Here is a 14,156-nt window from a genome sequence, read left to right as displayed (position 1 = left end):
AATTATTCGTGCACTATGCACACATACTAGCATCTTTCTGGTATACTAACAAGTATGGATAATGAAATTTTTGAAGCCCTATTTGAAATTGTGACGTTTTTTAATCAACCCCAACAGGATCGGCACTTACTGCAGCAGGCAGATGTGCCGTTGGAGCCCGCGGCATTACCCATTGTTGTTCGTGTGGGCCACCAGCCGGGAATCAGTATTGGCCAACTGGCTGATCAGATTGGTCGTAACCACTCCTCCGTTAGTCGTCAGGTCGATAAGCTCATGACCGCCGGATGGATTCAGGAAGCCGAACGCCGTGACAAACGGGTTCGCCAGGTGACGCTTACGTCTCAGGGACAACGTGGCTTGATGCAGATTAAACTTGCCCGGGAGGCTGCTTTTCGGGAAAAGCTGGCAGATTACTCTAATACTGATCGCGCTGAATTGGCCCGAGTGTTACAACAATTGGCCGGCACATTGACGGGAAATAAGAACGTTTATCATGAATAGGCAATTAGACCAGCAAGCCCACGATATTTTCGTGGGCTTGCTTTGGGCTACCAGTGTTTTTCGACTCCTGAAGCGCCTGATTTGTCGGATAGCCCAGTAGAGAGGGAAAATCGGACAATTGTTCAATTTTGAACTTGCCAAAAAAGTGCAAAAAAAATTAACCTCATTGAATCGAACTGGGATTTAGTCTGATTCAATGAGGTTAATATTCAATTTGGACAATTAATTATTAAGGCATTTTCCGGGTACCTTAACAATTATTACCAAAAAAGCTTTAGTTTGTCGTCTGGTTGTTAAGCAATTGTTTTACGACATCTTTATAATAACAAAGAAATCAAGGGTTTTGGGCGATTCTCTTGATTTGTAATATTACAAATTTCTGGAACCGCAATTTTATTGAAATCTGTTTGAAATCCCGAACGTTTTAAAAAGCAAAATTGACCGCTCATGTGTAAAGAAAGCGTATACTTATCCTAGTTACTGAATAAAATTGGAGGGTCAAGAATGTCAATTTTAACGGATACGTTTAGTTTGGCTAATGGCACACAGATTCCACAAGTGGGGTTTGGGACTTGGCAGATTCCCGGTGGTGACACGGCTTACAATGCGGTCGCCAATGCGTTGAAGACGGGATATCGCCACATTGACACGGCGAAAGCTTACGCTAATGAGTCCAGTGTGGGCAAGGCCATTCGCGATTCAGGAATTCCACGCGACGAGATCTTTGTGACGACGAAATTGCCGGCACAGATCAAGACCTATCAGGGCGCACTGGATGCGTTTGACACCACCTTGAAAAATCTGGACGTGGGCTACGTCGATCTGTACCTGATCCACGCGCCATGGCCATGGTCCGAAATTGGTAAGGACTGTGATGCGGGCAACCTCGAGGTTTGGCGAGCCATGGAAAAGATCTATGCCAGCGGCAAGGCTAAGGCGATTGGCGTCTCCAATTTCAATACGCATGATTTACAAAATATCTTGAGTCACGCCAAGGTCGCCCCGATGGTAGATCAGATTCAGTACTACGTGGGCTACACGGAGCCTAAGATTACGAAATTCGCACAAGATCACGGGATGTTAGTTGAAGCGTACTCGCCATTGGCAACCGGTGATATGTTGGCGAACGCAGATGTCACCGAAATGGCACACAAGTACCATGTGTCTCCCGCACAATTGGCGTTGCGGTTTGTCTTAGAGAATGGCGTCTTACCCCTTCCTAAGGCCACGAGTCAAGCCCATATCGACGCTAACGCACAACTCGACTTTTCAATTGCAGCGGCGGATATGGTGAAATTAAATTCACTGAGTGACACTGCTAAGAATCACGAACATAATGGAACGCAGGGATAGTTAATTTAACAGCAGAATCATCAGTTGTTGCTGATTGAGATCGGTTGCATGCCAATGCATGTGACCGATCTTTTTTGATGCCCTGATTCATACTTGGGCCACTTAGTTTCTGTGGTTATTTGTATTGGGACTAACTAGATTTGCCGCCAGGATAGTGTTAACGAATAATAAATATATCGTTCAGGTTTTACGGTTTACTTATTGAAAATAGGCCAATTTATTATCATAAATATATTTATAAACGACCTATTTTTCAGAAAAACGTTGTAAAAGTTCGGTTCTCTGCTAGAATTAGAAGTGGTCAAAGAGGACTATTACATAACTGAGGAGTGAGCTAGATGCACCTGAGCAAGAAGGTAAAATGGCTTTTAGTTTTCACGGCATTACTGGTCTTACCAGCGACGTTAGCGGCCTGTGGGAAGACCACGGCGTCCACGTCCGGATCCAAGGGGTACACCCCTAAAAAATTGACGGTTGAGTTCGTGCCGTCATCTAATGCGGGCACCATTGAGGCTAAGGCCAAACCGTTGGAAGGCTTGCTGAAGAAGCAATTGGGCATTCCCGTGACCGTCAGCGTTTCTACTGACTACAACACGATCGTGGAAGCCATGGGATCGAAGAAGGTTGATGTGGGCTTCCTGCCACCTGACGCCTACGTCCTTGCTCACAAGCAGTATCACGATAAGGTCTTGCTGCAAGCCCAACGATATGGCGTGACCGAACCGGGCGATAAGCCAAGCACCCAGTTGGTAAACTACTACCGTTCTCAAATCCTGGTACGCAAGGATAGTGGGATTAAGTCCGTGAAGGATCTGAAGGGCAAGAAGATTGCCGTTCAGGATACCACTTCAACGGCCGGCTGGATCTATCCTGCAGTTGAAATGCTGAACCACGGCGTTAATATCAACAAGTCCGGGATTCAGACGGTAACGGTTAAAGGCCATGACCAAGGGGTGCTCTCCGTTTACAACAAGAACACGGATGCAGCCTTTGTCTTCCAAGGCGCGCGGAACCTGGTGAAGAAGGATCAAAAGGACATCATGAGTAAGGTTGTCCCTATCTACACCACAGGGAAGATTCCAAACGATACCATTACGGCACGTGGCGACATGACCGATAAGTGGCAAAAGAAGATCGCCACGGCGTTTAAGCAGATTGCGAAGACTAAGGAAGGGCATGCCATCATTTCCAGCGTTTACTCGCATGAAGGCTATACCGATTCTAAGGACAGCAACTTTGACATTATTCGCCAGTACGACAAGAAGGCCAAAGCCCTCGATAAATAAAACTGAATTGATGTCATGAGATGAGTAGCAGGGGGGTGCGACGATAGCGACGCCTTTGCTGCTCTTTTTTATAGGGGGAATTAGATTAATGGAAGCCACACCAATTATTTCATTTAAAAACGTCAATAAAATTTATGACAACGGCACGGTCGGCTTAAAGGATATTAACTTTGATATTCCACGCGGCGAGTTCTTGGTTGTTGTGGGCCTTTCCGGTGCGGGTAAAAGCACATTACTGCGGACCATCAATCGGATGCACGAGATTACATCCGGTGAGATTCGAATTGAGAATGAACCCATTAGCCAGTATAAGGGACGTTCTTTGCGATTGTTACGCCGGAAGATTGGAATGATTTTCCAAAACTTCAACTTGGTTAAACGTTCGAGTGTTGCTAAAAACGTCTTGGCCGGTCGGGTCAGCTATTACCCCACCTGGAAAAGCATTCTGAGTCTGTTCAGTGCGGCCGATAAACAAAAGGCGGTGCAGTCCTTACAACGGGTCAGTCTAGCAGAGAAGCTATACGCGCGTGCGGATGAGCTTTCTGGGGGGCAACAGCAGCGGGTCGCGATAGCCCGGACGTTGATGCAAGATCCTAAGATCATCCTAGCTGACGAACCGATTGCCTCGCTCGATCCCTTAACAACCAAGACGGTAATGGATATTTTGAAACGGCTCAATCAGGAGGATGGCATCACGGTAATCGTCAACCTTCACTCCGTGGCCTTAGCCCGGGCCTATGCCGATCGCATCGTCGGTTTGCGGGCTGGCGAGGTCGTTTATGATGAGCCCATTGGCCAGGTGACCGAGGCAGACCTGAATCGGGTCTACCAAACCGTTTAAGGGGGGATAGTTATGACAAGTCAAGTTCCACAACGCCCTTGGTTACAGCGGTGGCACGTGAAGCCCATTGGCTGGACCCTCCTATTGGTCGGCTTATTGATTGCGTCGTCACGCATGACCGGTGTTGATGTGGGAATGTTCTTTAGCAACTTAGGCCAATTCACGGATTTACTGGTACGCATGTCTCGACCGGCCTGGGACTATCTGCCGGTCATCTTACAACCGTTGTACGAAACCATTCAAATGGCCATTCTGGGAACCACAATCGGTGCGGCATTTGCCGTTCCTTTTGCGGTATTGGCCGCCAGTAATCTGGTTCACAACCGGTGGCTACGGGGGATTATCCGACTCATTTTAGATTTGGTGCGAACTTTACCGGATCTTTTATTGGCGGCTATCTTTGTCGCCATTTTCGGGATTGGCTCCACGGCTGGGGTCGTTACCTTGGCAATCTTCTCGTTTGGGATGGTTTCCAAGCTCTTCTACGAAGTGATCGAGACGATTGATATGGGGCCACTAGAAGCGTTGGAATCGGTGGGCGCCAATAAACTGACGATTATTTGGTATGCGGTCTTGCCACAGATTCTCAACCAATTTGTCAGTTATTTCCTCTACACGTTAGAAATTAACGTCCGTGCATCGACCGTATTGGGGTACTTAGGTGCCGGCGGGATTGGGGTCTTTTTGCAACGCTCCCTCAATCAATTTAACTACAGCCAGACGGCCGTGATTATTCTGGCAACACTGGTCGTGGTCATGGTGATCGATGGTATCAGCAACCACTTAAGGAGGGTCTTACTCTAACATGCAAACGACAATTTCAAAGGAGCCCCTGTCATTGACACTTTGGCGACGGTGGCAGTGGTTACTGTGGCTCGCGGTGGTTGCAGTCGTCTACACTTGGGCAGTGACGGGACTACATTTTACGGGCCTTCAGGAGTCAGCCGCATCCGTCTCACGATCCATCGTTCACGGCTTAGTGCAGCCCGATTGGTCGTACGTGTATAACGGCAGTGGGGAAGACCTGGTTTCGTTAATTCTCCAAACGCTCGCCATCGCCTTTCTGGGAACCTTTATTTCGGCATTGATCAGTGTTCCCTTTGCCTTTTGGGCGGCTCGTAGTGGTAAGGAGTGGCTACACGTTCGGTCTGGAAGCGGCAAGGTGGTTCTGACTTTGATCCGAACTTTTCCCGAGATTGTGTTGGCCATTATGTTCATCAAGGCTGTGGGACCGGGTTCTTACGCCGGGGTTCTCGCGGTTAGCATTCATTCGATCGGGATGTTGGGCAAGCTCTTTAGCGAAGCCATCGAGAATATGGATCGTGGAGCTGAGGAAGCCATCACCAGTGCCGGGGGAAATGGTGCCCAAATCTTTATATTGGCAACCTTGCCAACCATTATGCCGGAATTTATTTCGTATACGTTGTATCGTTTTGAAATCGCCGTCCGTTCCGCCTCCATCTTGGGGATGGTGGGCGCCGGCGGGATCGGGACACCCATGATCTTTGCGATTCAGACGCGGAATTGGCCAAGAGTGGGCATCATTCTCCTGGGGATTGTCCTGATGGTCTTACTGATTGACTCACTGTCGGAGCAATTGCGAAAGAGGTTGATCTAGATGGTTAAGGTTAGGATTCTCTCAACGAGTGACGTTCATGGCTACGTTTACCCCACCAAGTATTTGAGTATTGTGGATACGCAACCATTGGGCCTCCTGAAGGCCGCAACCATTATTGATGAAGCGCGGCAGGCGGCCCTACCGGATGAGATTGTGATTACGATTGAAAATGGGGACTGGATTCAGGGTTCCCCCTTCACCACGTATCTGGCGAAGCACCCGGCGGCTGGCAGTGAGCAGCTCACGCAATTGACCACTAGTTTGCATTATGACGCGGGAGTGTTGGGTAATCATGAATTCAATTATGGCTTGCGCTATCTGCAGACGGCCGAAAGCGATCGCGACTATCCCCTTTTGGGCGCTAACATCATTGGGGGTGAGGCGCAGCAGATCGTTGACGCGCCGTATACCATTATTGAGCGTCAAGGCATCCGAATTGCGATTCTGGGGCTAACCACCGCTTACGTTCCCACCTGGGAACCAGCGGACCATCTGACGGGGCTTAAGTTCGAATCGATTGTCACGACTGCCAAACGGTGGGTGCCCCGGTTGCGAAAGCAGGCGGACGTTGTCATAGTGGCCTATCATGGCGGTTTTGAAGCTGATCCCGTAACGGGGGAACCGACGGAACGGGCGACCGGTGAAAATGAAGGTTGTCGCTTATTGCAAGAGGTCCCTGGCATTGATGCCCTGGTGACGGGACACCAGCATCGTCAGTTGGCCGATATTTACCACGGTGTGCCCACGACGCAACCCGGTGAAAAGGGGGCTGCGGTCGGTCTCATTGAACTCACCTTGGATAAAAATAAACGGGTGATTGCGCACGATGCACGGCTACTTTCAACCGCAACCGCCAAACCGGCAGAGTGGTTAGCGAACTTGGTGGCAAACACGGAAACTCGCGTGCAAAGCTGGTTAGATCAGCCAATTGGCCGACTAGACGGGGCCAGCTTGACGGTAAAAGATCCGATGGCGGCTCGCCTTCACGGGCACCCTTACCTACAGCTGGTCAATACCGTGGAGATGGCGGCCGGTCAGACCGATATTGCGTTAACCAGTTTGTTTAATGATGATGTTCGTGGATTGAGTCACCAACCCACGATTCGTGAGCTTCTGAATAGCTACAGCTACCCGAATACTTTGGTCGTGGAGGAGTTGTCAGGTCAAAATATTCGGTTGGCATTGGAGCGATGCGCCAGTTTCTTTGATCTCGCGGCAGATGGTACTGTGACCGTTAACGACGCGTTTACCACCCCCAAAGTTCAGCTCTACAATTACGACATTTACAGTGGCCTAACCTATACGTTTGATCTACGGCGGCCAGTCGGCCAGCGGGTGGTTCAGCTGAACTATCATGGTAGCCCGGTTCAACCAAGTCAGACGTTGACCGTTGCCATGAATCAGTATCGCGGCAATGGTGGGGGTGATTATCCCATGTTTAATGCGCGGAAGATTATTCGCGAAGTCAGTACGGATTTGCCAGAACTCATCATGAACTATCTTGACGACCATGATGTGGTGATGGGACAGGAACAGACAAACTTTAAGGTGATTTCTTAGCACGGCGTCACGTGCGTTCGAAAACTGGTGAGAACCTTCCTAATTGGAAGATTTTCACCAGTTTTTTTTGTTTAAGTGGGCCATGTCGATGAAGTCCGTGCAATGGCACACAAGCTTTGTCGGCGGTTAGCGAGAACTTTCATGATATAATCCTAGGATTGCAAGCAGGTGATGGTCGCCAATCGACGGCTCCCGCGATGGGAATCGGCTAATAGCTAACAGCTCGAGTGATTATGACCCCAAAAATACCATCCTATATATTAAATTTGCATTGCAAACACTTGAAAAAGATGCAATTTTCATGAAAGCTTGGTAAAATTAACTCATCAAAAATTTAGATTTGGAGGTGGACGCCTTGCACGACCGGAATATTGCATTGCCGATCCCTGACCGTTAAAATTTTTCATTTCCAGAAAGGATGAACCTAAATATATGGCACAAGACCCAGAAGCAACTGTAACACCAACTGAAGTAGCAGAGAATACAGACCCCGGACCCAGCCAGCAGCCACCCATATGGCAGCAAACGACTGAGTCCTTACTTGTAGATTACGCCACGGATAAAGATGAAGGACTGAGTACCGGTGAGGCGCAACAACGCCTGCGGACGAACGGTCCCAATGAACTGACTGCGAAGAAGCAATCGAACTTGCTACGCTTCTTGAAGCAGTTTAACAACAGTATCATCTATATCCTGGCGGGCGCCGCCTTGCTCACGTTCTTTATGCACCATTACTCCGATTCAATTGTTATCGGGTTAGTGATCATCGCGAACGCTTTTATCGGTTACTTTCAGGAAAAATCCGCGGATAACGCCTTGGACCGAATCAAAGCGCTCCTCGTCAATGAAGCCGTGGTCATTCGTGACGGACAGAAAGTAACGCTGCCCGCTCGTGAACTGGTTACCGGGGACATCGTGCAACTGGAAGCCGGCGATACCGTACCAGCCGACCTCCGATTGATTGACGCGGATAACTTAAAGATTCAAGAATCGGCCTTAACCGGTGAAACGGACTCCGTCTTAAAGGGTGAAGATCCCTTGATGGCGGACAACTTACCGTTAGCTGAGCGCGCCAACCAGGCGTTTGCGTCAACGGCGGTAACCAACGGTTCTGGTCGCGGAATTGTGACGTTAACCGGGACACACACGGAAATCGGGCACATTCAACAGAACGTGGCTGAAGTGAAGCAACAACGGACGCCCCTGATGAAGAACTTGAATAGTCTGGGCTTAGGCCTGTCGATTGCGATTCTGGTGGTGGCAGCGTTGCTGTTTATTCTCGGGATGATCACGCACGTTTACAGTTTGCCAGCCTTACTGATCGCCGTCATCACGATGGTCGTGGGGTCCATGCCTGAAGGGCTACCCGCTAGTACCTCGGTGGTTCTGGCCATGGGGACACAAGCCATGACCAAGCAAAATGTGATTGTCAAAACGCTACCTGCCGTGGAAACGTTAGGTGCCGTCGATATCGTGAACACCGACAAGACGGGAACGTTGACTAAGAACGAAATGACCGTGACGGACGTGTTGACGGCCGCTGATACCTATACCGTTTCCGGGATCGGGTATGACGCCACCGGTCAGATTGAAAATGATGAGGGCCAAACGGTACCATGGCAGCAAGACAGCGACCTTGAGTGGCTGGTCCAGATTGCCGGTCAGACCTCCGATGCCGAATTCCATGAGGAAGACGGTCAATGGGTCTTGACGGGTGAACCGACCGATGGCGCACTGACGGCGTTGTACCATAAGTTGGTTGGTCAAGACCCCGCGCCCCAAGAGATTGACTCCTTACCGTTCGACTCGGCCATTCGGTATTCTGCGCGTTTGGTTGACCACGCTGGCCAACGGGTCTTGTTGGTCAAGGGTGCGCCACAGACGTTAATGCAGATGATGGCTAAACAGGGCCAGCCCGTTGATCAGGCAGCCTGGCAAAGTCGGTTATCTCAGTTAACCCAGCAAGGGAAACGGGTGGTGGCCTTGGGTTATCAACCAGTTGCTGCGGATGTGACGGACGTGGCTGACGTCGTTGTCGGGCAGAACTTTCATTTAGCCGGAATGGCCGGGATCATTGATCCACCGCGTCCCGGGGTTGCTGACGCCGTGAAGCAGTTGCGGTATGCCGGAATCAAAGTCAAGATGATCACTGGTGACGACCCCGAAACGGCGGCCGCCATCGCGCAACAATTAAACTTATCCGAAAAGGCACGGGCCATTACCGGTCCAGAATTGGCCGAGCTGAGTGATGCTGAGTTGGCCGCCAAGATTGACCAATACACGGTGTTTGCGCGGACGACGCCTGCCGATAAGTTACGGATCGTGAAGGCTCAGCAACAACGGGGCCACGTGGTGTCCATGACGGGTGATGGGGTCAACGATGCGCCCGCCCTGAAGCAGGCCGATATTGGGGTGGCCATGGGGATTCGGGGAACCGACGTCGCCAAGGACTCCGCCGATATGGTATTGGCCGATGATGACTTTACGTCAATTCTGCGGGCCGTGCGGGAAGGTCGACACGTCTTCGATAACATTCGGAAGACGATTCGGTTCCTGCTGCCCACGAGTTTTGCGGAAGGCCTGATCGTGGTCCTCAGTATCTTGATGGATCAGCCATTACCTTTGTTCCCCACGCAATTGTTGTGGATCAACATGGTTTCGGCACTGACTATTCAGTTCGCCTTCATCTTTGAACCGGCGGAAAGCGGCATTATGAAACGGGGACCACGAGACGTTACACGGGGAATTCTCTCCAAGCTGGACGTCTTCGAGGTGACTTACGTCTCACTGCTAATTTCTGGACTGGGGATGTTCGCTTACGACTTGCTCACCAATCAAGGCCTCAATGCTGTGATTGGCAGTACCATGACGTTGAACGTGATTATCTTCGGGAAGGTCTTCTACCTCTTTAATTTGCAGAACGACCATCCGGTTCTCTCGAAATACTTCTTTAGAAACAAGATGAGCTTCGTGATTGTGGCGATTCTGTTGGTGCTTCAAGCCGGGATTATTTACTGGCCCGCGATGCAGAGTGTCTTCCACACCACGTCGGTTAACTTCTACTATGGTTGGTGGATTCCGATCTTGGCCGGGGTCGTCGTCCTGGTCGTGACCGAAATTGCCAAGGCCATTCGCCACCGCATCGATCACCAAACCGTGGTGCGTGAACAGCGTAATTTCTAATCATCGTGGAATTTGTCTTAACAAAACAGCTAAACCAGTGCTTCATTTGCTGGATTTGGTTACTTGATTTGAAGGCCTGGCGGTTTATGCCAGGCCTTTTTGTCATCCCTACAGGTGCATTCAAATCGACTGTGATCCCTGCCCGCGTAGGTAGTTCTTGCCAATTTGCAAGTCGCTTTGGTGGCTATTTTTACAAACGGCTCGTAAACTAGTAGCAAGCTTGACCGTTGGCGGTGTCACCCATGAGTCGATGGACCGCGGGTCGTCACTGTAGGCTATCGGTCGCAGATATTTTGGGAAATTTGGGGAAAGACCTAGCCCTTAGCACCTGATAATTCTATACTGGTAAGCAAAGGAGGCGGAACACTGTGAAGAAAAGTTCCGATTGTACCGAGATTTTAGTGGGTAAAGCTGCCAGTATGGACGGCTCCACGATTGTTGCGCGTAACGAGGATGGGTATGGGCCCATTAACCCCATTAAGTTCGTGGTGCATCCCGCCACGGATCAAAAGCAGGCAACGTTTACGTCGATCGTCACTGGCGTTAACGTGCCACTACCCGACCACGCTTACCGCTACACGGGCACTCCGCAAGCCGATCAGAGTGATGGGCAATACGAAGAAGCTGGTATCAATGAATTTAACGTGGGAATGAGCGCCACCGAAACCACGGCAACGAACGCCCGCGTCTTGGGCTACGATCCCCTGGTAAATGATGGGATCAATGAAGAAGCCATGATTACCCTGGTTCTACCTTACGTTAAGTCTGCCAAGGAAGGGGCCCAACGTTTGGGTGCCTTACTTGAGAAGTACGGGACGGGCGAGAGTAACAGTATCGCCTTTAACGATAAGAATGAAATCTGGTATTTGGAAACGGCCGGTGGTCACCACTGGGCAGCCATGCGTTTACCAGAAGACAGCTACGCGATTGCACCCAACCAGACGTTGATGCAAGAGATTGATTTGCACGATGACGCGAACTTCTTGGTTGCCACGGACTTGGTTGATTTTGTCGCCAAGTATCACTTGAACCCAATGCCCGGGACCTTTAACTTCCGTGAGATCTTTGGGACGCATGGGGAAGACGATGCGTACTACAACACGCCACGGACCTGGTACGGGCAAAAGTTGTTTAATCCGGAAATTACTGATCAACAACCGACCGACCAAGACATGCCATTTACGCGGCAGCCTAGCAAGAAGATTGCCATTGAAGACGTTGAGTTCTTCTTGTCTTCTCACTATAATGGCACGCCTTACGATCCATTTGGGACGTTTGCTTCTGGCTCATCCGATGATCAGAAGAAGTACCGGCCGATTGCCATGGACCGTAACCAGTGTTCGTCCATTCTGCAGATCAGAAATGATGTCGATGCCGATCACGCCGCCATTCAGTGGATTGCGCTGGGCTTCTTCGCTTACGCACCGTACGTGCCATTCTTTACCAACATCAAGGACACACCGGTAGATTACAAGAACACGACGACTGAGGTTTCCGTAGACAATGTTTACTGGTTAAACAAGACCTTATCCGTCCTGATTGAACCCCATTTCCACGAATTTGTCGAAAGCGTCAATGCCTTTCGTGAGGGCTGCCAATCCTATGGTCGCGCTCGAGTTGCCGCGACGGATGCCGCTATTAAGGGTGACGCCACGGACTTCTTGACGAAGAGCAACGCCGAAACTGCCGGGGAAGTTTCCAAACGGACGCATGCGCTGTTTAATGACTTGGTCAAGCAGGGGTTGCTTCTGTCCAAGACGGCTTGGGAAAAGGGGCAAAATCTGTAGTTTAATTCGGGTTCAGTTGTGGACCTTAAATATAGGAATACTTAATTATTGAAGAGTAGGTTGAGGACAGACTAGGAGGACAACTCATGAAATGGATAAAGTTCGCTTTAGCCGGAAGCCTGGGGTTGGTTTTATGGGGTGGTGCCACCACGGCCCATGCCGCCAAACGGGTAACGTTGCCGGCATACCCGCAACAACGGATTTTTACGTTCAAAGCTAAGGGCACGAAGGTCTACAGTTACCCCCGCGCGGCTTACGCACACAGCAAGGTTTTGGGGACCGTGCACAGTAAGACCAAACAGTGGACCGTCGATAAAGTCGTTAAGGTTGGCGGTAAGCGGTACGTGCGGCTCAGCGAGGTCACAGCTTCGCCATTGCAACATGGGACGGTGGACAGTGGACCCACGGCTAAGCCCAAGAGTTTGGCTGGTGGCTACGTGGCCCTCAGCAAGCTGAAATTTCACCAGCAGATTAGTCAGCTCAAGTCAGTGAAGAAGACAGCTTACTGGCGGCCAACCACGACCCGTGATTTTTGGAATATGCCGGCTAAAACACTGGGCACCACGGCGGCTATTCATTATGGGACGAGCTATGGTTACCAGACACTGTATGCGATCCAGTCGCTAACGACCAAGACCAAGAAGCATTATCTGTACTTCGAAACGGCCAAGGGTAAAGCGATTGGTTGGTTGCCGACGAGTGCTGTCGTTAAGGGCACTTACCCGAACTTAGTGAAACGTGAACTGACTCGCGGGGGTTTAACGGCCACTAAGACGGTGGCCACGCTGGACTCCGGTGCACACATCAAGATTGGGATTGCGACTAGTAACGGGCAGATTCAACGGGTCGTCATGTTGAAGCAAAACGCGCAGACGCTGATCTACGACTACCAAAATGGTCAAGCAGTCCATCAAACCACGCGGAGTGCGACTGGTAAAGTCCTGTCTAGTAAGGCGATAACGCCAGTTAAGACGCTGAAGTTCAAGCTGGTGGCAACGTTTGACATTCACGGGGCGACTTACCAAGGGACCATTTCGCCTGAAGGTAAAATTGACATTCCAATTCACTCGGGTTGGATTGCGTAATCATGATCAAAATAAAGGGTCAGTCGGAGTATTCCGGCTGACCCTTTTGACTTAGAGTCGACGCGAAGTGGTAAGCTAAGGGAGAGGTGAAAGCTGATGGCAAAATCAGAAATAGAAAAACTAGATGCTGGCGAGCCCTATCACTTTCTTGACAAGGAAGTTGCTGCGCGTAAGGCGCGTGCGGCCCAGCTTTGTCAGGAATTTAATCAGATTCCAGCGACCGATCCCGCCGCTCAAACGGCGAAGATCAAGGAAATCTTGGGCAGCCATGGTGAACGGGTCTCCGTTCAAGCAACGTTCAATTGCGATAATGGGCGGAATATTCATGTGGGTGAAGACTTCCTGAGCAATTACAATCTCACCATCTTAGATATCGCGCCGGTAAATATTGGCGCTCACGTGATGATCGGCCCCAATGTCGATATTTATACGGTCAATCATCCCCTGCAGGCGGCTGAGCGGCGCGATTACATGGCGCAAGCACAGCCCGTCACCATCGGGCACGATGTCTGGATCGGTGGCAAGGTTGCGATTATGCCGGGAGTCACCATCGGCAATAATGTCGTGGTTGCGGCCGGCGCCATAGTGACTAAGGATGTGCCCGACAACGTCATGGTCGGCGGCGTTCCCGCCAGAATCATCAAGGGCTTACCGCTTGATGGGCCCGAGAAGACGGGCAACAGCGATATCGCACAGATGTTACGTTAATTTAGTCCAAATAAAAGGCGTGGTTTCCAACCAATTGATGGTTGGGAATCACGCTTTAATCATGGTACTGCAGGTGAACTCTATTTAATCAAGGTTCGCTAAGATAGTATGGGTGTATTAAATGAGGCGGAAGTCAGCCACCTATGGCTGCCAGAGATTCCGGCTGCTGTGGGGACCGCCTGCGGCCTGAGAAGCGGTCCTCCGGCTCGGTTTGAAGCCTGACAAAGACCGTCA

11 protein-coding genes are annotated in these 14,156 nt (G+C 50.4%); all 11 read left to right on the top strand.

What is annotated here, in order from left to right; translation table 11 throughout:
- Positions 1-54 precede the first annotated feature (54 nt).
- Complete coding sequence (locus FD28_RS09080) at positions 55-501, top strand: MarR family winged helix-turn-helix transcriptional regulator (protein ID WP_057734728.1); 447 nt, start codon at positions 55-57, stop codon at positions 499-501.
- Between the two features lie 504 nt (positions 502-1,005).
- Entirely contained in the window at positions 1,006-1,854 is an 849-nt protein-coding gene (locus tag FD28_RS09075; RefSeq protein ID WP_057734727.1) for an aldo/keto reductase, read from the top strand.
- A gap of 338 nt (positions 1,855-2,192) precedes the next feature.
- Positions 2,193-3,140, top strand: a complete 948-nt coding sequence (locus tag FD28_RS09070; protein WP_057734726.1) for a phosphate/phosphite/phosphonate ABC transporter substrate-binding protein — start codon at positions 2,193-2,195, stop codon at positions 3,138-3,140.
- Positions 3,141-3,228: 88 nt separating this feature from the next.
- On the top strand, positions 3,229-3,981 hold the full coding sequence (gene phnC / locus FD28_RS09065; protein ID WP_057734725.1) for a phosphonate ABC transporter ATP-binding protein: 753 nt from the start codon (positions 3,229-3,231) through the stop codon (positions 3,979-3,981).
- A 12-nt stretch (positions 3,982-3,993) separates the two neighbouring features.
- Entirely contained in the window at positions 3,994-4,785 is a 792-nt protein-coding gene (phnE, locus tag FD28_RS09060) for a phosphonate ABC transporter, permease protein PhnE (RefSeq protein ID WP_057734724.1), read from the top strand.
- Position 4,786: 1 nt separating this feature from the next.
- Positions 4,787-5,599 carry a phosphonate ABC transporter, permease protein PhnE gene (phnE, locus tag FD28_RS09055; RefSeq protein WP_057734723.1) on the top strand — a complete coding sequence of 271 codons (813 nt, stop codon included), beginning with the start codon at positions 4,787-4,789 and terminating at the stop codon, positions 5,597-5,599.
- Complete coding sequence (locus FD28_RS09050; protein ID WP_057734722.1) at positions 5,600-7,159, top strand: bifunctional metallophosphatase/5'-nucleotidase; 1,560 nt, start codon at positions 5,600-5,602, stop codon at positions 7,157-7,159.
- A 432-nt stretch (positions 7,160-7,591) separates the two neighbouring features.
- The gene (locus FD28_RS09045) at positions 7,592-10,342 is read left to right on the top strand and encodes an HAD-IC family P-type ATPase (protein ID WP_057734721.1); all 2,751 of its coding nucleotides are present in this window, start codon (positions 7,592-7,594) and stop codon (positions 10,340-10,342) included.
- A 368-nt stretch (positions 10,343-10,710) separates the two neighbouring features.
- Complete coding sequence (locus tag FD28_RS09040; RefSeq protein WP_057734720.1) at positions 10,711-12,129, top strand: C69 family dipeptidase; 1,419 nt, start codon at positions 10,711-10,713, stop codon at positions 12,127-12,129.
- An 86-nt stretch (positions 12,130-12,215) separates the two neighbouring features.
- On the top strand, positions 12,216-13,214 hold the full coding sequence (locus FD28_RS09035; RefSeq protein WP_057734719.1) for a GW dipeptide domain-containing protein: 999 nt from the start codon (positions 12,216-12,218) through the stop codon (positions 13,212-13,214).
- A 96-nt stretch (positions 13,215-13,310) separates the two neighbouring features.
- A complete protein-coding gene (locus FD28_RS09030; RefSeq protein WP_057734718.1) occupies positions 13,311-13,922 on the top strand; it encodes a sugar O-acetyltransferase in 612 nt (203 codons plus the stop codon).
- Positions 13,923-14,156: the final 234 nt, after the last annotated feature.

Origin of the sequence: Levilactobacillus hammesii DSM 16381 (assembly GCF_001434395.1) — a bacterium.
Classification (GTDB): domain Bacteria; phylum Bacillota; class Bacilli; order Lactobacillales; family Lactobacillaceae; genus Levilactobacillus; species Levilactobacillus hammesii.
Note: the sequence above shows the minus strand (reverse complement) of the source record. Positions and strands in the feature narration are given on the sequence as shown.